This is a genomic window from Xanthomonas sp. WHRI 8932A (genome assembly GCF_035012785.1).
In the GTDB taxonomy this organism is placed as follows: Bacteria; Pseudomonadota; Gammaproteobacteria; order Xanthomonadales; family Xanthomonadaceae; genus Xanthomonas.
The window spans coordinates 191,423-213,218 of sequence record NZ_JAYGQQ010000013.1; the positions used below are offsets into that span (position 1 = coordinate 191,423).

The following is a 21,796-nucleotide window of genomic DNA, read 5'->3' on the forward strand; positions in this document are numbered from 1 at the left end:
ACAGCCTGCTCGCCGTGACTGGCACGCGCTGATCCAGCGCGTGAACGCCTACACTGAGTTACCGCGCACGCATCGCGTTGGCTGCGATCAGTCGTCTGCAATTTGCTTTTCACGGCGCTGCGCCCAGGCATCGCGCACGAAGCTGTAATCGTCCACGGCATCGCGTCGCAGCGCGTCCATCGGCAGCATCCGTGCGCGGCCGTCGGCTAATTGCAGGCCCATCAGTGAATTGGCTACGCGCGCATTGTCCAGATAGTTGATCGGCGTCAGCTGTTGGTCGGCGACGCGACCAAAGGTATCGCGTACCGTGCCTGGCCCCAGGATCGGCATTACGAAGTAGCGCGAGTTGTCCCAGCCCCATGTCGCAAATGCTTGTCCGACATCCTCGTTGTATTTGGGCATGCCGAAGCGGGTGGCCGGATCGAACAGCCCGGCCAAGCCAAGCGTGCTGTTGACCACGAACCGACCCAGCGACTGCGTCGCCTTGACCGGGCGGCCCTGCAACACCTGACTGACCGCAGTGCCCGGCTGACCGAAATTGGAAAACATGTTGCGGATGCCGGTCTTGACCGGCTTGGGTGTGACCTTGTCGTAGGCGACTGCGACGGGACGGAACAGCACCTTGTCGGCACCGTTGTTGAATGCGTGGATCTTGCGGTTGTAGCCCTCCCACGGGTCGCGCACCGGTGCGGCACTGTAGAGCGCTTGTGCATCCTGCTCGGCGGCGGTGATGGGAGCGGCCGCTGCAGACACGGCGGGAGCTGCAAGTGCTGCATCCGGTGATGCCGGCGCTGCGTCGCCAGCATCGCTATCGATGGGGCGATCGCTCGCCACCAGCTGTTGATCGGACGGGCCAGGCAGCGGCTGCGCAGCGGGCGGCATCACCAATGTTGCCGTCGACGCCGGGCCGATCGAGGTCCGCATCGATGTCTGCGGCACGGCGGGGCGGCTCGCGCAGGCCGATAGCAACAGCAGCGTGCCGGCAGCCACCAGGTAACGGGGAATCGTCATTGCAGGGTCCTTGTGGGGTAAGTGATGCAAGGGAGAGAGGCACGACACAACCGCGACCAGCTGCGTGATCGCCCTAGGTCAGCAGGCGGCACATGCATGACCACAGCAACGGGCCGGCCCACAACACGCCGAATGCGCCGCCGGCAATGCCGGCCATCCAGCGCAGCTGCGTCAGCCGCTGACGCCTGGCGTGGTGATGCTGCAGATCTGGCAGGTCCTGCCATGCCTGCCGATTGCTGGTGGGCGACGGCCGCCGTGAAACGGTGGAGGGGCGTTGGGAAATCATGCTGCGCTCCGAAGAGATGAGGCTGCAGTCGCTCGACACCGCATCGGCCTCTGACGAGCGGCCAGATGGATGCGATGGCGAGGTGGCGGTGCTGCAGCGAGGTTGCTGGAAGTGATCCTATGGATTCGCTGCGGATCACGTTTTAAGAGTTTTTTGATCGCTTGCCATTGGTAGGCATGCGTTCACGAATCCCTTCTGCGAACGTGCGCCGGACGACTCGATCGGCTCCGGCACAGACGCGGCAGGTAACGCGTGGCGTGGTATCGCGCATACGCCTCGATTTCCCGGATAGCACATGCTGGACATGCAGCGATGGGGATGGACGACATGCATCACTGCACGGCATGCGTGTCATACGCTTCGTCCGGCGTGCTGCCGATACATTGCAATGCGCTTTGCCCATCCACGTCAGTGCTCGTGAGCGCTGTGCAGCGCTAAATCGCACCCTAAGTACGCATGGCCATAAATGTCGGAGCATGCAAGGACACCGCGCGCAACCAGCGAAGCGGGCCGATGTCATCACCGCGGCGGAACACGCCAGCCGACTAGACGTTCACCGACTTGGCGCGCGATTTCTTGCGTATCGAAAAGAACACCACGCATTCCAATGCGACCAGCGCTGCGGCGATGACCATGCCGGTGATCAGCGGATCATGTCCGGTTCCGCGCAGGCAGAAGCCGACCAACAGAAAGCACAGGTTGTAGCCGGCAATTCCAAGTGCTGCGGCGAGCAGGAAGGTCCAGAAGCGCACCCGGATCACGCCTGCCGGCAAGGCCAGATAGATCCGTGCCACCGGGATCGCCTGACCGGCCAGCGTGACCCGGAAATCGTTGCGTCGGTACGACAGCGCAAGGCGGTCGTAAGTAGCGATGCGCAGAAACACGAAACGGCCGTAGTTGCGTACCAGGGCGCGCACGCGATCGTTACCGAGCGCACGGCCGATCTCGTACCAACTGACCGTCGCCAGTACCGATCCGGCCACGCTGATAGCCCACACCGCCAGCAGCGCCGGCATGCTTTCGGCAGTCATGCCGACAACCATCAGCATCAGATAGGAGGGGATCACCGGGATGAATTTTTCGAGGTAGGACATCGCCAGCACGCCTGGCAGGCCGAAGCTCAACACCAGCGTTAATACGTCGTTGGTCTGCATGGTGGCCTAGCCTGTGTACGCACGGCGCTGCAGACGATAGGTCGTCGCTGGCGGGACGTTCCAATACGTGCGCCCGACCTTGACGGCCTCCAGATCGAGCGCATCGAGAATGTGCGCTGGCACCGAGCATTTGAAGCCGTAGGTAAACAGATACATGCGGCCGCCCGGTTTGAGATGCAGGAAGGCGCCACGCACGATGGCGGCCACCTGATGTGCTGGCATGTTCAAGAAGCCAAGGCCGCAGACCACTGCATCGACGCAGGCTCCATCGAAGCGAGGTACCGATTCAAGATCGGTGACATCCATCTGCAGCACTGACGCGTGCGGGAAGCGCTGCGTGAGCAGCGATGCAAACGTCTGGTTGTATTCGAGCAGGATGAGGTTCTTTTCGCGCACGCCCTTGTCGATCATCGCCCGGGTAAACGCACCGGTACCCGGACCAAGTTCCAGGACCCGCCCGGTACGCTCCGAGAGTTCGGAGGTGATGATGGAGGACAGTGCACGTCCGGAAGGAAGGATTGCCGCAACGGAGCAGGGGGCCGTGATCCATTCGCGAAGAAACGAAGCCATATACGAACGTGCCATCTATCCTCACAGCGTTGAAAGAGTTAGGCCAATCTGCGAAATGCAACAGTCATCCGATCGATGGATGACACGCAGTCGGCATCACAAGGCTAGGGCATCAATCTGTCCGCAGTCTGTCGTTGATGCCGAGCCGTGATGGAAAGTTCAGCCACGCATCAGCATCGACTACAGCTCGGCAGCGATGCATCGTCGCAACCTTGCGCGGTAACGAACACCTCGCACGACCGACGATGGCTGCCGTTGGCTGAATGCACTGGGTAACGGCGGACTAAACACGGCAGCAGACAGGCTATCGACAGAGAGCGCTGCCAGCATGCGCGGCAACCGACTCCTGCCTGTGCTGTCGCACTGCCGCCTCGATACGCGCCACATGCGATGCACGTTACCGCTGCATAACGACGTTTGAGAACACGATGAGACTTTCAGCCAACATCGCCTATGCGATGGCGTTGCTGGCGCTGGGTGGCTGCGCCAACCTGGCGCCGCAGTACGTGCGGCCGCCGCCACGGATCCCGCAACAGCAAACGACCTCCGAACATGGTTTCGCCCCCACGGCGCTGAGCGAGGTGTTCGCAAGCCCACGTCTGCGCGATACCGTCGCGCTTGCACTGGAGCGCAATCAGGACCTGGCGCTTGCGATGCTGAATGTGCAACGCGCCAGGGCGAGCTACCGGTTGCGTGACGCCGAGACGCTGCCGACAGTGACACTGGACGGTAACGGCGTCGATGCCAGTCGTCAGCAAGGTCAACTTTCGGTATCGCTCGGGTTTGCCAGCTATGAGCTGGACTTCTTTGGACGCGTGAAAAATCTCAAAGAAGCGGCCTTGCAGGATGCTCTTCAGAGCGATGAGAATCGACGCAGTGCCTCGCTCAGCTTGATCGCCGAAGTGGCGACTGCATGGCTGAGACTGGATGCAGATCAGCAACGCTTTGCGTTGGTGAACAAGACCGCGGGGAATCTGCAACGGGTGTACGAGTTGACACTGGCCCGTTACAACCAGGGTGCCATCAGCGGGCTGGAGTTGGCGCAGGCGGACACCGCGTTGGCGCAGATCGGCACCGAGCAGGCTGGCCTGGAAGCGCAGCTGCAGCAAGATCGCAATGCGCTGACCCTGCTGGTCGGTGCCGAGGTACCCGAGACGCTGTTGCCCGATGCCGACGCGCGTGGTCATGCAGCACTGTCGCTCAACGGTCCGTTGCCGGCAGGGGTTCCGTCGTCACTGCTGCTGCGTCGCCCCGATGTCATGGCCGCAGAGCATGCGCTGATCGGCGCCAATGCCGATATCGGGGTTGCGCGCGCACGATTCTTCCCCCGCATTGCCTTGACCGGCAGCTACGGCAACACCAGCACGGCGTTATCTACGCTGCTTGGCGGAGGTGGCTGGAACATCGCCGCCTCCGCAGCGGTGCCACTGTTCGATCACGGCGCCAACCGCGCCAACCTGAAGGTGACCGAGCTCGATACCCAAATCGCCCAGGCGCAGTATCAGAAGACGCTGCAGATCGCGTTCCGCGATGTGGCCGATGCATTGGCAATCGGCGGGAGCATCGCTGCGCGAGTGCAGGCGCAGATGCAACTGATCGACGCCGCAAGCAAGCAGGCGCGCATTGCCGCCGCCAGATACGAGCGCGGGCAGACCGGATTGGTGGACCTGCTGAATGCCGAGCGTGCGTTGTATGCGGCGCAGCAGGCCTTGCTGGACACCACCCTGTTACGCGACAGCAACCTGGTGACCGCCTATCGCGTGCTGGGTGGCGAATGGATGCAGGCACCCACGCGGGGAGGCAACGCGCCATGAGCCGCTCGATGCTGTGGTTGCAGCGCCTAGGGCGCTACCGTTGGTGGTCGATTGTGGTGCTGTCGCTGTTCGTCGGCTGGCTGGTGAAGGCGCAGGTTTTTCCTGCACCGGTTGCACCGCAGGTGGCTAGCTCGGCGGTGGTGCTGGGGGATATCGAAGAGACCGTGCTGGCGACCGGCAGGATCAACGCCTCGCAGTTGGTGAGCGTTGGCGCGCAGGTCACCGGCCAGGTAGTGGCCCTGCACGTCAAACTTGGAGACTCGGTCAAGAAAGGGCAGCCGATCGCCGAGATCGACGCGTTGCCGCAGCAGAACGCGCTGCGCACCGCACAGGCGCAAGTGCGCAGCGCCGACGCCAGGTTGACGGCACGGTTGGCCAGCCTGCGTCAGGCCACCCTGGCGGACCGTCGCCAGCGCGCCTTGATGGCAGATGATGCGGTGGCTAGGGTCGATGCCGAGGCGGCAGAGGCCACACTGGCGACGGTGCGGGCAGACATCCAGGCCTTACGCGCGGAGCGGGAGCAAGCCACGATCGCGGCAAGCACCGCCGAGCTCAATCTGAGCTACACACGCGTGGTGGCGCCAATGGATGGCGAAGTGGTGGCCATCGTCACCGAGCAGGGACAAACGGTGAATGCCAACCAGAGCGCACCGACCATCATCAAGCTCGCCCGTCTGGACACCATGACCGTCAAGGCGCAGATCTCCGAAGCCGATGTCACCCGGGTATCGGCCGGGATGGGCGTCTATTTCACCTTGCTGGGCGAGCCCGACACCCGCTATCGCGCGGTGCTGTCTGCGTTGGAGCCGGGTCCGACCACCATCGCCAGCGATGCCTCCGGCGTCGTGGCGGGTCAGGCGAGCAGTGCCGCGTCCAATGCGGTGTACTTCAATGGCATCTTCGATGTGCCCAATCCGCATCGCACCTTGCGCATCGATATGACCGCGCAAACCACGATCGTGTTGGCACGCGCACGCGCTGCACGCCTCATCCCGAGTGGTGCGCTGGGCGAGCGCACCGCCGACGGAAGCTATGTGGTCCACGTGCTGACCGCCGATGGCGGGCGGCAGATGCGCCGCATCCGTGTGGGGCTCAATAACCGCATCAACGCACAGGTGATCGCAGGCCTTGAGCTGGGCGAGAGGGTGATCACCAGCGATCTCGATACGCCTGCGCAGACGCCTTGATGCGTCGTCGCGTTGTCACGGGCAGGCGCTCATGCACCGCCTGCCCACATCCATCATTGGAGCCTGCGTCATGCCCGCACTGTTGCAAGTGAGCGCGCTTTGCAAAGAGTTTCCGTCTGCCGACGGCAGCGTTGCGATCCTGCGCGATGTCACGCTGCGCATCCACGCCGGGGAAATGGTCGCCATCATGGGGCCATCGGGCTCGGGTAAATCCACCTTGATGAACATCCTGGGCTGCCTGGATCGCCCGACGCGCGGGAGCTACCAGGTCGCCGGGCAGGACATTGGTCAACTGGATCCGGACAGCCTGGCGCGTCTGCGGCGTGCCCACTTCGGCTTCATTTTCCAGCGCTATCAGCTGCTGGGGGAGCTGGATGCGATCGGCAATGTCGAAATCCCTGCGATCTATAACGGGACCGCGGCCAGTGCGCGCCGCGCGCGCGCGCAGGCCTTGCTGGAGCGTCTGGGTCTGGGCACACGGCTGCACCACCGGCCTGGGCAGCTGTCTGGCGGGCAGCAACAACGCGTGTCGATCGCCCGCGCGCTGATGAATGGCGGCGAGGTCATTCTGGCCGACGAACCGACCGGCGCACTGGACCAAGCCAGCGGCAAGGAGGTCATGACGGTACTGCAGGAGCTGCACGCGGCAGGTCACACCATCATCCTGGTCACGCATGACCCCGAGGTGGCGGCGCATGCGCAACGCATCATCGAGATCCGCGACGGCCAGATCGTGGCCGACCGCCAGCTGCGTCCGGCGACCCCTCGCACCGCGATCAAGGACGCCGTGGTCGCCGATAGAGCGGGGCGCCTGGCAGACCTGCTGGGGCGCTTTGCCGAAGCCGGTCAGATGGCGCTGCGCTCGATGTTCAACCATCGCCTGCGGACCTTGTTGACCATGCTGGGCATCATCATCGGCATCTCGTCGGTGGTATCGGTGGTTGCGCTCGGCGAAGGGTCGCGGCGGTCGATCCTGTCCGACATCGATGCGCTGGGCACAAATACGATCGAAGTGATGCCGGGGGCGAGCATCGGCGATCGTGCGGCCGATACGGTGCGTACGTTGAGTGCCGACGATGCGGTCGCCATCGCCGAGCTGGAGTACGTGGACAGCGCCACGCCCTCGATCTCCACCAGCGCCGGCCTGCGCTATGGGCGCCACGATGTCGCCGCCAGCATCACCGGCGTCGGCGATCAGTTTTTTCGGGTGCGTGGCTACGCATTCGCGCAGGGGCGCGGGTTCGACGCGCATGCGATCCAGGCCAGGGCGCCGGAGGCGGTCATCGACCAGGCGACCCAACGTGCGCTGTTTCCAGGCAGCGCATCGGCGCTGGGCAAGGTGATTCTGGTGGGATCGGTGCCGCTGCGGGTCGTTGGCGTCACTGCCAGGCCGACCTCGGGGTTTGCCGGCGACACCTCGCTCAACGTGTGGCTGCCCTACACCACGGTGATGGCGCGCGTCTCCGGCGATGCACGCGTGCGCAGCCTGACGGTGCGTGTCTCGACGCAGGTGCCAAGCGCGGTGGCTGAGCGTGGCATCGACACGCTGCTGCTGCAACGGCATGGGCGCCGGGATTTTTTTCTGTCCAATTCCGACAGCGTGCGCAAGACCGTCGAACAGACCACACGCACCATCACGCTGCTGATTTCCTCCATCGCGCTGATTTCGTTGCTGGTCGGCGGCATCGGGGTGATGAACATCATGCTGGTGTCGGTGACCGAGCGGATTCAGGAGATTGGCGTGCGGATGGCGGTGGGTGCGCGTCAGTCCGACATCCTGCGCCAGTTCCTGATCGAAGCGACCCTGGTCTGCTTGGTCGGCGGCACCTTGGGCGTGGCGCTGGCACTGGGTGCGGGCGTCCTCGTCGGTTGGGTGAGCCCGAGTTTCGGAATGGTGTTCTCGCAGTGGTCGATCATCGGCGCGTTCACCGTGTCCACAGCGATCGGCGTGGTATTCGGTTTTCTGCCGGCACGGCGTGCGGCACGCCTGGATCCGATCAAGGCGCTTGCGCGCAGCTGATGCGCGCTGCGGTGACGTGGATGAACAAGCCCCGCTGCGGTCATGTCCAGGCAAGACAGCGTAGGGATGCCGGCACTACACCGCCGCAGGAAACACCAGTCGGAAGCAGGCACCCGCTGCGGTGTCCGGGACCAGCAGGACGCTGCCGCCATGGTGTCGCATGATGGTTTGCACCAGGTCCAGTCCCAGGCCGGCGCCACGGCCGTCCTTGCTGTCGCGATGAAACGCCTCGAAGATGCGTTCGCGCTCGGAATCCTTGACCCCGCGTCCTTCGTCGGCGACATCCACCGTGCCTGCTGCCGATACCCGGATCGTGATCGTTCCCTGACGCCCGCCATAGCTGATCGCATTCTGGATCAGGTTGGTGAGGGCGCGCTCGATGGACACTTCATCGCCATCGACGGGCACCACCGCAGCATCGGTCTCGAACGCCACCTGGTAGCCTGCGGCGAATGCCAGCGGCGCCAGATCGAGTACCACGCGTTCTGCGATCGTGGCCAGATTCAGACGCGAAAACACGATGGTGTCGGAGTCGAGCCGCTGGATGTCCAGCAGCTGCCCGGTCAATGCGCCGAGGCGGACGGCATCTTCCATCAGCCGCGTCCGCAAGGGGCTGGCCGGCAGCGCGGACAGGCGCGTGGTCAGAATCGCCACGGGGGTGCGCAGTTCGTGCGCCGCATCGGCGATGAACCGCTTGTGCTTGGCCAACGCAGTGTCCAGGCGCGCCAGGGCGTCGTTGATGGCCTGCACGAAGGGCGCCACTTCGGCCGGTACCTGATCAAGGCCCAGGCGCATGCCGGTGCGATGAAAATCGATCGATCTGGCCTCTTGCGCGGCCTTGTCCAGCCCCTTGAGGCCGCGCTTCACCGCAAGCGGCATCACCAGCATGGTGGACACCGAGACCAGCGCAATGATCAACAGGGTTTGCCACAGCACCGGCAAGGCCAGCCGCAGCAGTTCCCACGTGCTCACCGGCCCGCGTGCCCAGAATGCGATCTGCACCTGCCCGGCATCCGACTCCACCCAGGCCACGCTTGCACGCGTGTCGGTGGTGCTGGCACCGCCCACATCGAAGCTTGCCGACTCCACCAACGGCAGTGCGGACAGCGCCGGCTGGATGCCCGCTGGCGGCGTTCCCTCCGTAAGGCGCTGCCCGTGTTTGTCGGTGACGATGAACCACAACGTGGTCGACTTGGCACGCAGCTCGGACATGTCTGCGCTCGGGCGCATGTACAGCCGACCCGCGCGGTCGTGCGCGACCGACCGCGTGAGCGTTTCCAGGGTCTGCAACTCGTAGGTCAGGTTGCCGTTGGGAAACTCCATCGTGGCCTGGATGACCAAGACGAAGATGACGACTCCGGCCAGCGCGATCATGGCGGTCTGCGCGGCGGCCAGGCCACGCACCAGACGCCATCGCAACGACGGCGGCTTGTAGGTCATGCGCTCACACTCAACATGTAGCCCACGCCGCGCACCACATTGATCGCAAGCGCGCTACCCGCATCGGACAGCTTGCGGCGCAACCGCGAGACGTGGGTGTCCAGCGCATTCGGTTGCACGTCGTCGTCCATCGAAAACACCGCCTGCATCAGCGTGCCGCGCGGCACCATGCGTCCGACGCGCTTGAGCAATGCTTCAAGCACCAGCAACTCCCTGCGTTTGAGATCCAGCGCCTCGCCGTCGATGCTGGCGGTGCGATTGACGAAGTCGTAGGACAGGTTGCCTGCGGTGACAATATCGGTCTGCAAATGTGCCGGCCGGCGGACCAGTGCGCGCAGCCGGGCCATCAGTTCTTCCACCGCGAAGGGCTTGGCAAGGTAATCGTCTGCGCCGATGTCCAGGCCGACCACGCGTTCGGACAACTCGGCCAGCGCGGTGAGCACCAGCACGGGGGTGACATTGCCCTGCTCGCGCAGGGTCTTGAGAAACTGCAAGCCATCGCCGTCGGGCAACTGCCGATCGAGAATCATCACGTCGAACGCGCCCAGTGCGGCCGCGCTGGCCGCCGCTGCCAAGGTCGGGGCGTGATCCACGATCATGTTGTACGTTGCCAGGACGTCGCGGATGGCAGACGCCATCTCGGGCTCGTCCTCGATCAAAAGCACCTTCATGGTTGCGCTCCTGCCCCGGTGGATCGGTCCTTCTACACCCGCGACCTGTCGTGAACATGTCCCGGCATGCGACGCCCCAGCCTACCGCAGGACTTGGCACCTGCAGCGGGCGGGGGGGCATGGCGGACTGGAGCGCAAGGCGGTGCAGCCGATCGACCGCAGTGGCGGGTTGCGGCCGGCGTTTTCGCCTACCTGCCTGCATATGTCCGCTTTTCCTGGCGCAAGCGTGTCGGTTGTCGAGTGACTGCGACAGGCACCGACAGGCACATTGCCAGGACGCAACTGCCCTGCCCGCGCACGACGCTGCCCAATCCAGCCGCCATCGCGGGCCGCTTAATGCAGAATTAAACCCACTCCAGGATGCTGTGGCCCCCTAGTGCCTACCGACCAGCACCGAATGAAGCTGCTCCTTGTCGAAGACGACGCCATGTTGGGCGACACCATCTGCGATGGCGCACAACAGGGCGGGTGGGAGGTGGACCATGTCGTGGATGCCGCTGGGGCGCAGGTGGCGCTGATCGATCATCCCTATGCGGCAGTGCTGCTGGATCTGGGGCTTCCCGGCGAGTCGGGGCTGTCGGTGCTGCGCGGCATGCGCGCCCGGTGCGACCCCACTCCGGTGTTGATCCTGACCGCACGCGGGCAGCTGAGTGAGCGCATCGTCGGTCTGGACGCCGGTGCCGACGATTACCTGGTCAAGCCGTTCCAGTTCGACGAATTGTGGGCGCGCGTGCGGTCGGTCATTCGGCGCAGCCAGGGCAGCGTGGTGCCGATCTTCAGCTTCGGCGACGTGAAGGTGGACCGGAGTCGCCGCGCGGTGAGCAAGGCCGGTGTCGATGTGGTGTTGAGCGCACACGAATACCGCACCCTGATGGCGTTGATCGAACGCCCCGGCCATGTGCTGACCCGCGACCGTCTGCAGGACCTGGTGTACGGGCCGACCAGCGAGCTGGAGAGCAATACCATTGCGGTGTTCATCCATCAGTTGCGGCGCAAGCTGGGCGAGGACCTGATCAGAACCGTGCACGGACTGGGTTACGTGGTGGGGCAGCCGACCGGATGAGACCGCAATCCATCACTGCGCAGTTGTTCATGGTGATCGTCAGCGTCATCGCCTTGTGCTGGGTCGCGGTCATCGCGCTGGTGCTCACGCTGCTCTCGCTCAATCTGAAGAGTACGTGGGACGAAAAGCTCGAAGCCATCGCCACGCAGATGCTGATCACCATTCCGGCCAAGAGCAGGTTCGACCAGAGGGCCGGCCCGGGCCTGCAATTGCCGGACACCTTCACCGGTGCGCGCGAACAGTTGGTGTTCCAGGTCTGGATCGACCGCACCATGATGGTGGCGCACACGCCTGGCGCGCCCGATTCGGCGCTGCAGCCATCGTTTACCGATGGGGCGGCCACCACCCTCATCCAGGGCGAACACTGGCGGGTGTACTCGGTCACCGACAGAACCGGCCGTGTCAGCGTGCAGGTCGGCAACCCGCAGAGCGTGGTGGATGCGGACCTGCGCCACGAGGCGTGGCACGCGCTCGCCTTGGCCACGGTGTTGGTGGTGGTGGCGGGCGTGGTGATGTGGTGCGTGGTGCGCCGCTCGCTGCAGCCGGTCAGAGCGCTGGGCAAGGCGTTGCGGCGGCGCAAGAGCCTGGACCTCGCCCCGTTGCCGTTGTCCAAACTCCCGCGCGAAATACATGCGCTGGTGGCGTCTTTCAATCATCTGCTCGAGCGGCTGGATGCGGCGATCGAAGGCGAACGCCGTTTTATCGGCGACGCCGCGCATGAGCTGCGCACGCCGCTGTCGGCACTGCAGGCGCAGGCCGAAATCGCACTGGGCGCGCAAGACCTGCAAAGCAAGAATCAAGCACTACTGAAGCTGCTGCGCGTGGCCAAGCGCAGCACCCGCTTATCCGAGCAATTGCTGGATCTGGCGCGGTTGAACGCGGGGCGGAGCGCATCGATGCATCAACCGACCGAACTGAGCATGCTGGTGCATCACATCGCACAGGAATTCGAGGTCAATGCGCTACAGAACGGGCGCGCGTTGTATCTGGATATCCACAGCTGTGTCGTTGCGTGCAACGTGGACGACATCGGCATCCTGCTACGCAACCTGGTGGATAACGCAATGCGTTACACGCCGGAGGGCGGCAACATCCTGATCAGCTGCGGCTATGTCGCCGATGCGACAAGCGAAGACGGTGCAGAGACCGTCAGCGAGGTGTTTCTGCAGGTTGCCGACGATGGGCCCGGCGTCCCCGAATCGGAACGCGAGGCGATCTTTGTCCGCTTCCATCGCGTAGCCGGCACTCCGGTCCGCGGCAGCGGCATCGGGTTGTCGTTGGTCGCCGGTATCGTGGATCTACACCAGGCACGTATCGAGACCGGGCCTGGTCTGAGCGGGCGTGGGTTTAGCGTGCGCATCGTCTTTCCAGGCAGCGCGACGGGCTGAGCACCTGCCCCGGGCCGTGGGGAGCACTGTGTGCAAAGCGTCGATGCGCGTGCCGGATGCGTTGCGCGTGCACGCAGCTGCGGCGTCCGTGCTGTCGGCCGATCCAGGCCCGCGCATCGTCGACCGTGGCGCAAATCGGCTGGACGGTCCGCGTACCTGAAGCTGAACCTTTCGCGCAGCGGACTCGGTGCGCTTAAAAAATTCTTCAAAGGACTAAAAGTTCTTTAACGGGCGCTTGAAACGATGCCACCTAGCCAGGGTTCGCTGGTGCTTGAGACTCGCTAGTCGCTGCCTCGACGGTGCCAACGTCATTGCGTTGGCAGAGAGTGCGCGCAATGCCACACCTGGCCTGCACCCGGCCGCCTCTTGGCGCGATACCGCCGCATACATGCAAGCGCGCAGATGCCTGTGCCGCGTGCTGGTGTGGCCCTTTCCCCTTTTTCTCAGATCGCGTAACCACCATGACCCCAACCGATACAACGGACAGCGCGCGCACCAACGCTGCGGCATCCAAGCGCAAACGGCGACGTTTCGCGTTGCCGCTGATGTGGTGTCTGCTGGCCAGTGGTGCCATTGCCGCAGGCTGGGGCTGGTCCACGCGCGCCCGGCCGCAGCTCCAGAATCTTCCAATCACCGCGTTGTCGGTCACGGCCATCACCCCACGCCAGGTGGAGTGGCCACGCACGCTGTCGGCGACCGGGATCGTGGCGCCCTGGCAGGAGGCGGTGATCGGTTCGCAAAGTAACGGACTGCGGCTGGTGACGCTCAACGTGGCGGTCGGCGATGTGGTGACGCGCGGGCAGCTGCTGGCACGTTTCGATACCGCCACTCTGCTTGCGGCACGCGCAGAACTGCGTGCGGGCCTTGCCAAAGCACAGGCGGCTGCAGACCAGGCCAATACCAATCGCACACGTGCCGTGCGCGTGCAGGCGGCCGGGGCGATGAGTGACCAGGAGGTGCAGCGCTACGTGACCGAAGCGGTGACCGCCACCACCCAGATCGCGGTGGCGCAGGCGCAGCTGGATGCCAACCGGCTGCAGCTGCAGCAAGCCGATATCACCGCCCCCGACGATGGGTTGATCAGCGCGCAGAGCGCCACGCTGGGCGCGGTGGCCAGCAGCGGCCAGGAACTGTTTCGGCTGGTGCGGCAAGGGCGCCTGGAATGGCGTGGAGAGTTCACACCCGAGCAGATCGCGCGGATCGCCGTAGGCCAGGACGTTCGGCTACGGCTGCCCGACGGCAGTGCCGCCGTGGCACGCGTGCGCCAGATTGCGCCGCTGCTGGATGCGCGCTCCCGGCTTGGCGTGGTGTATGCGGATATCCCGCCCGACCGCCTGCTGCGCGGCGGGATGTACGTCGATGGTGCGGTGGCGTTGCCGGCCAGCAGTGCACTGGTGGTGCCGGCGTCGAGTGTGGTGGTGCGCGATGGCCGCAGCCTGGTGTTCCGCATCATCGGCAGCGGCGCCGAATCCAGGGTGCGCGCGCAAGCGGTGACGGTGGGGCGACGGGTCGGGACCGACGTCGAACTGCTGCAGCCGTGGAGCGGCGGCGAGCGCATCGTGGCGCAGGGGGCCGGGCTGCTTGCCGATGGAGACACGGTGTTGGTCAAGACCACGCCGGCCGGCCCGCTGGTCGGCATGCAGCTGATTCCACGTACGCCACGATGAACTTTGCTACCTGGTCGCTACGCAACCCCATTCCCGCGGTGTTGCTGTTCTTCCTGCTGACCCTGGCGGGTGTGTACGGCTTTCGCAAACTCTCCATCCAGGCGCTGCCGGATATGGATCTGCCTACCGTCACTGTCGCCTTGACGCAGCCGGGGGCGGCACCGGCGCAGCTGGAAACCGAGGTGGCGCGCAAGGTGGAAGACTCCATCGCCACCGTCAGCGGCCTGCGCCATCTGCGCACCACCATCAGCGATGGACAGGTGCAGATCGTGGCCGAATTCCATCTGGAAAAATCGCTGTCCGATGCGTTGATCGAAACCAAGGATGCGGTCGACCGGGTGCGTTCGTCGTTGCCGCCGGAACTGTTGCAGCCTGCCATCAGTGCGGTGACCGAAACCGGCACGCCGATCCTGACCTATGCGGTGACATCGACAACGCTGGATGAGACCGCGTTGTCCTGGTTTGTCGACGATACCGTAAGCAAGGCGCTGCTGAAGGTGCCTGGCGTGGGCCGCGTGCAACGCCTGGGCGGCGTGCAGCGCGAGATCCGGGTGGAGGTGGATCCGGTGCAGATGACCGCACTCGGGGTGACCACGTCCGATGTGTCGCGCGCGCTGCAACAGACCCAGCAGGATTCCTCCGGCGGACGCGTGCAACTGGGCGGCGCCGAGCAATCGGTACGCACGCTGGCCGGCGTGCAGCAGGCCGCGCAATTGCCTGGCATGTCGATTGCGCTCGCCACCGGCGGCAGCGTGCGCCTGGAGCAGATCGCGCGCGTACGCGATGGCATCGCCGACCGTCGGCAGGCCGCGCTGCTCGACGGTAAGCCGGTGATCGGGCTCAGCCTGTATCGCACCAAGGGCTTCGACGAGACCAAAATCGCCGAAGGCGTTGCGCAGGCGCTGCAGCAGTTGCAACACAGCGACCCCTCGCTGCGCATCACCCCGGTCTCCGGCACCGTGGCCTACACCCTGGAGCAATTCGAAGGCTCGATGTCGATGCTCTATGAAGGCGCACTGCTGGCGGTGCTGGTGGTGTGGCTGTTCCTGCGCGACTGGCGCGCGACCCTGATCGCCGCATCGGCGCTGCCGTTGTCCATCCTGCCGGCGTTCGCGGTGATGTGGTGGCTGGACTACTCGCTCAATACGCTGACCTTGCTGGCCCTGGCAGTGGTGGTCGGCATCCTGGTCGACGACGCCATTGTCGAGATCGAAAACATTGAACGCCATCGGCGCATGGGCAAATCCGCGTTTCAAGCTACCGCCGATGCGGTCAACGAAATCGCCTTGGTGGTCATGGCCACCACCGCGACGCTGGTGGTGGTGTTTGTGCCGACCACGTTGATGGGCGGCATCCCGGGATTGTTCTTCAAACAGTTCGGCTGGACTGCGGTGATTGCGGTGGTTGCCTCGTTGATGGTGGCGCGGCTGATTACCCCGATCATGGCGGCCACCTTTCTTGGCGCGCGGCACAGCGATCCATCCGAGCCGGCGACCGGTGCGGTGACCGCGCGCTATCTGCAGATGGTGCAGTGGAGCCTGCGGCATCGCGCGGCAACGTTGGGCGCCGCCGGCGTGTTTCTGCTGCTGTCGCTGGCGTTGTTGCCGTTGCTGTCCAAAGGCCTGGTGCCGCCCAGCGACCGCGGCTTCATCACCGTTAGCGTCGAGCTGGGGCCGGAGAGCGACATCGGGCAGACCCGTCAGGTCACCGAGCGGGTGCGCGCGGCGGTCGGCCGCATCGACGGTGTCGGCGCGGTGTTCACCAGCATCGGCGGCACTGCGGGCGGGCGCGGTGCGCAAGTGGCCGAGGTCCGCAAGGCCGAGATGACCCTGGTGTTGTCGCCGCGCAAGACGCGTGCACCGCAGGCGCAGATCGAGCGCGCAGTGCGGCGGGTTCTGGTCAACATCACCGGCGCACGCGTCACCGTGAGCGGCGGTGGGCCGGGCGAACATCTGTCGATGATTCTGACCAGCGAATCGGAAGATGCCCTCAATGCCACCGTCGCTGCGTTCGCAAGCCAATTGCGCTCGGCCGGCCTGTCGGGTGTGCGCACCACCGCAGGCCTGCAACGCCCGGAGCTGGTAGCGCGGCCGATCCAGCGCCAGACCGCCCGTTATGGCGTGAGCAGCGCCGATATCGGCCAGACCCTGCGCACTGCGACCAGCGGCGATTTCGAACCGCAACTTGCCAAGCTCAATCTGGACAACCGGCAGATCAATATCCGCGTGCAGGTTCCCGACCGGGTCAGTGCCGATCTGGAGGCGTTGTCCAACCTGCGCGTGCAATCGCGCGATGGGCTGGTGCCGTTGTCCAGCGTGGCGGTGTTGGCGATGGAGAGCGGGCCGACCGAGATCAATCGCTACGATCGCCAACGCTACGTCACGGTGAGCGCCGACCTGGGCGACATGCCGTTGAGCAAGGCGATGGCCTTGGCCACCACGCGCCCCGCCATCCAGCACCTGCCTGCGAACGTGTCGCTGATCCAGTCCGGCGATGCCGAAGTGGCGGCGGAATTGTCGTCCGGATTGCTGCTGGCGATCGCGATCGCCACCTTGTGCATGCTGTGCGTGCTGATCCTGCTGTTCAACGATTTCTTCCAACCGTTGACGATCCTGTCGGCCATTCCGCTATCGCTCGGCGGCGCCTTCATTGCGCTGTTGTTTTGCGGCAGCGAGCTCGATGTGCCGTCGATGATCGGCCTGGTGATGCTGATGGGCATCGTCACCAAGAACTCGATCCTGTTGGTCGAATACGCGGTGATCGCGATCCGCGATGGGGCCGCGTCGGTCGACGTCGCCTTGGTGGATGCGTGCCACAAACGCGCGCGCCCGATCGTGATGACCACCGTGGCCATGATCGCCGGCATGCTGCCGATTGCGTTGGGTTTCGGTGCCGATGCCAGTTTCCGCCAGCCGATGGCCATCGCGGTGATCGGGGGATTGATCAGTTCGACCCTGCTGTGCCTGGTGGTGGTGCCTGCGGTTTTCAGCTGCATCCACGATGGTCGAACATGGCTGCATCGGCGTTGGCGCGGCGCATTTAGGCGGGCGGATGATGATCCGGGCGGCCAAGCGCGTGCGGCAGACTAAGCGCAGCGAACAAGACGACGGTGTGCTCCGCAGGTGGGCACAATCCAGCGCTCGGTGCGGCATGGACCACCCGTGCACTGCGGTTTCGGGTGCGCCACCCACACCCAGCGGACGACTACTTGCCAGCTTGCGTTTGCCGCTCCAAGAAGCAACCGACGACGCAGCCGCCAGGAGGCCGCAGCCGGTGTGCGGAATCTGGTTGCCGTGTGCGTTGGCTGCGGTTCCTTTGTGCCGTGCGTCCCCGATCTGGCGGCCGTTCGCGCCACTGTGTCAGCCGCTCTGAACGCGCCGCCACCCGTTTGGGTGACCAGCAGGCGGCCAGCGTTCGGCATCTGTGCGCTGGCGACCCCGCAAAGCAGCAACGTGAGGGCGGTGCGTCAACTGCCACCGACACCTCTCACGTCAGAGCCCAGCTTCTGCGCGGCGCGCTCCGCCAAGCGCTGCGTACCGCCCGTGCTGCGGCCAACCGGTGCGCAGCGAGGCGCGTTGCCTTCAGCCGCAATACACCGCAGTGATGTTGTTGGTCGGGCCGGTTTCGATGCTCAGGTGATCGCCGCCGCTTTCACTGGCGCCCTGTGCGGGGTCGGCCAGACCGCTGGCGGTGGTGCCGCCGGTGGCGCGCTCGCCGCGCCGCACGCTGACCTGCAGGCTGTCGCTATCCACGCGCGCGCGCTCTACCGTCTGCGCCGCTGCGGCCAGACCCACGATGCCGCGGACCTTTTCGATATGGCATTGGCCGGAGATCGCGCCATCGATGGGTTGCACCTGCGCCACCTGATTGGAAGCACAGGCCGAGAGCAACAGGACGGCAGCGAGCGGGGCGAGGGTGCGGATCATCGGGCGTCTCCAGCGAAAGAATGGCGCAAGCGTGAAGAACCCGTTGTTGGTGTGGCATGAAGGCCGCCCGCTGGGGCGCGGGGTCCGCAATGCAGGGCCGTGCACTCCTGGACTGGCGGTTGGCGTCCAGCCTCCGGCTCGCTGAGCGAAGACCCCCAGACCGCGTGACCGCCCCACTTCGGGCAGGCAGCCCACGCGGGATGCCGGCCGCTATTCCGTCTGCGCGTACCAAGGAGGCGAAGGCGTGCAGGCTGGATTACTTCGATTTTTGGACGATTCCACTCCAAATCTTCCGGCTAGTCGATCAATAAGCGCATCTCTACGCTTTGCATCACCGGAGCAGCTGGCTCCACCACCGCAAAGGGATCTGTCATGAACGCACAACTGGCCACCACCTACGCCGATCAGCCGCAGCACGAGACAAGCGTGCAGGCCATGCCGCGCCCGGTGGTGTTTCGCACCCGCGGCACCACCCGCGGTCCGATCACCCGGCTGATGAGCCCGGGCGATCTGGGGCAGCTGGTCAAGCCGTTCGTGTTCCTGGACCTGTTCACCGTCAAACCGTCCGTGGGAGGAGCACCGATGGGCATGCATCCGCATTCGGGCATTGCCACGCTCACCTACCTGATGGAGGGCGAGGTCGGCTACGAGGACAGCACCGGCAAGCAGGGCACGCTGCCTACCGGCGGTGTGGAATGGATGCGCGCCGGCAATGGCGTGTGGCACGACGGTGTGCCGGTCGGCCAGTCCTCGGCCAAGGGCTTCCAGCTTTGGGTCGCATTGCCCGCAGCCGAAGAAAACGCTCCGGCGCAAAGCCTGTATCTGTCGCCGGCCGATGTGCCGGTGGCCGGGCCGGTGCGTGTGCTGCTGGGTGGCTACGGCGAGCTGGAAAGCAAGATTCCGGCGCCGGCCGACATGACCTATCTGAGTGTGCAACTGCAGGACGGGGAGCGCTGGCGTTACGTGCCGCCGGCCGGTCACAACGTGGCCTGGATCGCGGTGCACACCGGGCAGCTGGACGCGGCCGAGAGCATCGGCAGCGGCCAGATAGCGGTGTTCAAGGATGCCGAGCAGGCCATCGATGTGGTGTCGGTCGGTGCGAGCTCCTTCGTGCTGGGGTCGGCGGTCAAGCACCCGCACGACCTGGTCATGGGCCACTACTCGGTGCACACCAGCACCGCCGCACTGGCGCAGGGCGAGGCGGAGATCCGCCGCATCGGCGAGCAATTGCGCGCCAAGGGCCGCCTGGGCTGAGTCGCGCGCATGCCGGGCAGCCGAGACATGGCTGCCCGGCACATGCGGCGTCAAACACGCAGCGCTTGCCAGGCAACACAGCGCATTACCGATCGTGCGGAAGGCAATGCGCCTTTCAAACCCGCACGCCTGAGTCATGGCGTCAGGTCTTCAACGAGGGCCTGCACCGCCCAACCGTCGATGCGTGCGCACCTCAGCCATGCATCGCCAAACCATCGCACCCCCACCTATCCAGCAAAGGCATTCCAATGAAACTGCTTCATCTCGATTCCAGCATCCTCGGCGACTATTCGGCGAGCCGTCAGCTCAGCGCACGCATCGTTGCCAAGCTGCAACAGCGCAACGGCGATGTCACCGTCACCCATCGCGATCTGGCCGCCAACCCGATCGCGCATCTGTCCGGCGCGCATCTGGCTGCGCAGCAGAATCCCACGGCCGATCAGACGCCGGAACTGGCCGCCGACCTGGCCAATGGTGCTGCGGTGCTGCAGGAATTTCTGGATGCCGACACCGTGGTGATCGGTGTGGCGCTGTACAACTTCACTGTGCCGACCCAGCTCAAGGCCTGGATCGATCGCGTGCTGGTGGCCGGCAAGACCTTCCGCTATACGTCCGAAGGTGTGCTCGAAGGGCTGGCCGGCGACAAGCGGGTAATCCTGGCAGTGGCGCGCGGTGGGTTCTATGGCATCGGCTCGCCGCTGGCGTCGCTGGAGCATGCCGAAACCTACATGCGCACTGCGCTGGGCTTCGTCGGCCTGCATCACCCGGAGGTCATCGTTGCCGAAGGTCTGGCCACCGGCAAGGAGGGACGTGAAGCGGGTCTTGCCGTTGCCCATCAGCAGATCGATGGGCTGGCTGCCTGAGCTGGCGCGACGCCGCAAGCGGCGTCGCTACTGCCCATGCGCTTACAGCGCATTCAATCGCACGGTCACGGCCTGGATAAACGCCGAGACCGCACGCGGCAGATGCCGTCGGCTTGGGTAGAGCGCGTGCAGGCCCTGGCCGCGGCGTTGGAAATCCGGCAGCACCACGCTCAGGCGGCCCTGTTCGATATCCGGGCGCGTCAGTGCCTGCGGCAGTAGCGCGATGCCGAGCCCGGCCACGGCGGCCAGGCGCAAGGCGCGCGCGGTGGTGGCAGCAAACCGCGCCTGCACCTGCACCTGCTCGGCAAGCCCGGACGGCCCGATCAGCGTCCAGGTCATCTGCCCACTTGGGTGCGGGAAGCCGATGCCGTCGTGCTGGCGCAAGTCGTCCAACTGCAGCGGCCTGCCGCGCGCCTGCAGATAGTCTGGGCTGGCGACCAGCAGGTCGCTGTTGTCGGCCAGGATCTGGCGGCCGACATAGCCCAGGTCCGGCAATGTGCCGCCACGGAAGGCCACATCGATGCGTTCGGCGATCAGATCGGCCTTGGCATCGCTGAGCACGAATTCCAGCCGCACGCGCGGATGCGCGGCGAGAAATTCGCCGACCCATTCGATGCGGAAAAAATCCAGAAAATCCGCGGGTGCCGCCACGCGCACCAGCCCGGCGGCTTCGTCGCCATCAGCCACCAGGCTCTGCCCGGCCGAGGTCAGCCCGTCTACCGCATCGGCGCAACGTTCGAAGAAGGCTTGCCCGGCGTCGGTCAAGGTCAGCTTGCGGGTGGAGCGCTGCATCAGGCGCGTCTCCAGCTGCGCTTCCAGCTGCTGCACGCGCCGGCTCACGCTGTTGGGGGCGGTGCCGAGCCGGCGCGCGGCTTCGGCAAAGCTGCCGCTGCGCACTACCTGCACGTACAGCGCGATGTCATTGAGATCGATCACCAGCAGCCTTGGCGCATGTAAACGCGGAGTCTAAGCGCGGCGACTGCGCGCAGTCGATCATGGCGGCGTCGGGCGCTGTATGCGGTAGCTCAGGTGCACTAGCAGTAAAGCGCGTCATGCCTTGTTGCCCGCGCTCGGTTAATTGAGATTTTGACGCTGCGTCTAACGAAGCTAAGTTGCAAAATCTTGCTTGCTCAGATGTGGTGGAACGGTGCGGTAAGGCATGCGTAGAGCATTGGTGCTGCGTGCTTGCTGCGGGGCCCTTGCCCCGCCCACCATCGCGGGACAAGTTGCAAGTAAGTCCGTGCAGGAGCTTGCGCGGCATCCATGCCGCAGAAGGTCCCGCGACGGTGGGCGGACAATGACCGGTCGAGATGGTCGGTGTGCATGTTTTTAAGCAGCCGACCAATTTTATGGTGCGGTGTCCTCGCCGATTGCGGGACCGTGTGGCGGCATGGATGCCGCCACCGAGCCTTATCTGTTCGGAATCTGGCAGTTTAGGTGTCGAGAGCCGGCGTGGGCTGCCGTCAGAGCCTGGATCTCAGC

At 65.0% G+C, this 21,796-nt stretch carries 17 protein-coding genes and 1 other RNA gene; 10 read left to right on the forward strand and 8 right to left on the reverse strand.

Features of this window, described 5'->3' with window-relative positions; all coding sequences use genetic code 11:
- Positions 1–87: 87 nt before the first annotated feature.
- The 4 genes from VC212_RS20545 to VC212_RS20560 form a co-directional block, all read right to left on the reverse strand.
- Positions 88–1,011 carry a VacJ family lipoprotein gene (locus VC212_RS20545; RefSeq protein WP_323526776.1) on the reverse strand — a complete coding sequence of 308 codons (924 nt, stop codon included), beginning with the start codon at positions 1,009–1,011 and terminating at the stop codon, positions 88–90.
- A gap of 73 nt (positions 1,012–1,084) precedes the next feature.
- Positions 1,085–1,297 carry a hypothetical protein gene (locus tag VC212_RS20550; RefSeq protein ID WP_323526777.1) on the reverse strand — a complete coding sequence of 71 codons (213 nt, stop codon included), beginning with the start codon at positions 1,295–1,297 and terminating at the stop codon, positions 1,085–1,087.
- Positions 1,298–1,842: 545 nt separating this feature from the next.
- Entirely contained in the window at positions 1,843–2,451 is a 609-nt protein-coding gene (locus VC212_RS20555; RefSeq protein ID WP_055852648.1) for a VTT domain-containing protein, read from the reverse strand.
- A gap of 6 nt (positions 2,452–2,457) precedes the next feature.
- The gene (locus tag VC212_RS20560) at positions 2,458–3,021 is read right to left on the reverse strand and encodes a methyltransferase domain-containing protein (RefSeq protein WP_238155840.1); all 564 of its coding nucleotides are present in this window, start codon (positions 3,019–3,021) and stop codon (positions 2,458–2,460) included.
- Between the two features lie 428 nt (positions 3,022–3,449).
- On the opposite strand from VC212_RS20560, the gene VC212_RS20565 reads away from it, so the two are divergent.
- The 3 genes from VC212_RS20565 (at position 3,450) to VC212_RS20575 (ending at position 8,042) form a co-directional block, all read left to right on the forward strand.
- On the forward strand, positions 3,450–4,835 hold the full coding sequence (locus tag VC212_RS20565; protein WP_323526778.1) for an efflux transporter outer membrane subunit: 1,386 nt from the start codon (positions 3,450–3,452) through the stop codon (positions 4,833–4,835).
- Positions 4,832–6,022, forward strand: a complete 1,191-nt coding sequence (locus VC212_RS20570) for an efflux RND transporter periplasmic adaptor subunit (RefSeq protein WP_323526779.1) — start codon at positions 4,832–4,834, stop codon at positions 6,020–6,022. Before VC212_RS20565 ends, VC212_RS20570 begins: the two co-directional genes overlap by 4 nt.
- 70 nt (positions 6,023–6,092) lie before the next feature.
- On the forward strand, positions 6,093–8,042 hold the full coding sequence (locus tag VC212_RS20575) for a MacB family efflux pump subunit (RefSeq protein WP_055852657.1): 1,950 nt from the start codon (positions 6,093–6,095) through the stop codon (positions 8,040–8,042).
- A 75-nt stretch (positions 8,043–8,117) separates the two neighbouring features.
- Here VC212_RS20575 and VC212_RS20580 read toward each other — a convergent pair whose 3' ends face one another.
- Positions 8,118–9,482 carry a HAMP domain-containing sensor histidine kinase gene (locus VC212_RS20580; protein ID WP_323526780.1) on the reverse strand — a complete coding sequence of 455 codons (1,365 nt, stop codon included), beginning with the start codon at positions 9,480–9,482 and terminating at the stop codon, positions 8,118–8,120.
- On the reverse strand, positions 9,479–10,153 hold the full coding sequence (locus tag VC212_RS20585; RefSeq protein ID WP_115552406.1) for a response regulator transcription factor: 675 nt from the start codon (positions 10,151–10,153) through the stop codon (positions 9,479–9,481). Before VC212_RS20585 ends, VC212_RS20580 begins: the two co-directional genes overlap by 4 nt.
- Before the next feature lie 397 nt (positions 10,154–10,550).
- Between VC212_RS20585 and VC212_RS20590 the strand changes: the two genes are divergently transcribed.
- From VC212_RS20590 to VC212_RS20610, 5 genes are all read left to right on the forward strand, one after another.
- Positions 10,551–11,216 carry a response regulator transcription factor gene (locus tag VC212_RS20590; RefSeq protein WP_323520836.1) on the forward strand — a complete coding sequence of 222 codons (666 nt, stop codon included), beginning with the start codon at positions 10,551–10,553 and terminating at the stop codon, positions 11,214–11,216.
- Complete coding sequence (locus VC212_RS20595) at positions 11,213–12,604, forward strand: ATP-binding protein (protein WP_323526781.1); 1,392 nt, start codon at positions 11,213–11,215, stop codon at positions 12,602–12,604. The genes VC212_RS20590 and VC212_RS20595 overlap by 4 nt, the downstream gene beginning before the upstream one ends.
- Before the next feature lie 461 nt (positions 12,605–13,065).
- Positions 13,066–14,271 (forward strand): efflux RND transporter periplasmic adaptor subunit, encoded by a 1,206-nt coding sequence (locus VC212_RS20600; RefSeq protein WP_323526782.1) that lies wholly within the window; start codon positions 13,066–13,068, stop codon positions 14,269–14,271.
- Entirely contained in the window at positions 14,268–17,360 is a 3,093-nt protein-coding gene (locus tag VC212_RS20605) for an efflux RND transporter permease subunit (protein ID WP_323526783.1), read from the forward strand. The genes VC212_RS20600 and VC212_RS20605 overlap by 4 nt, the downstream gene beginning before the upstream one ends.
- 61 nt (positions 17,361–17,421) lie before the next feature.
- Positions 17,422–17,498, forward strand: a non-coding RNA gene (locus VC212_RS20610) — sX9 sRNA.
- A 354-nt stretch (positions 17,499–17,852) separates the two neighbouring features.
- On the opposite strand, the gene VC212_RS20615 is transcribed toward VC212_RS20610, so the two are convergent.
- Positions 17,853–18,197: a hypothetical protein gene (locus tag VC212_RS20615; protein WP_055852673.1), complete on the reverse strand. Its 345-nt coding sequence runs from the start codon at positions 18,195–18,197 to the stop codon at positions 17,853–17,855.
- A 372-nt stretch (positions 18,198–18,569) separates the two neighbouring features.
- Between VC212_RS20615 and VC212_RS20620 the strand changes: the two genes are divergently transcribed.
- Positions 18,570–19,451 carry a pirin family protein gene (locus VC212_RS20620; protein WP_323526784.1) on the forward strand — a complete coding sequence of 294 codons (882 nt, stop codon included), beginning with the start codon at positions 18,570–18,572 and terminating at the stop codon, positions 19,449–19,451.
- 248 nt (positions 19,452–19,699) lie between these two features.
- Positions 19,700–20,314, forward strand: coding sequence for an FMN-dependent NADH-azoreductase (locus VC212_RS20625; RefSeq protein WP_323526785.1), 615 nt, complete (start codon positions 19,700–19,702; stop codon positions 20,312–20,314).
- A gap of 42 nt (positions 20,315–20,356) precedes the next feature.
- On the opposite strand, the gene VC212_RS20630 is transcribed toward VC212_RS20625, so the two are convergent.
- Positions 20,357–21,250 (reverse strand): LysR family transcriptional regulator, encoded by an 894-nt coding sequence (locus VC212_RS20630; RefSeq protein ID WP_323526786.1) that lies wholly within the window; start codon positions 21,248–21,250, stop codon positions 20,357–20,359.
- Positions 21,251–21,796 lie beyond the last annotated feature (546 nt).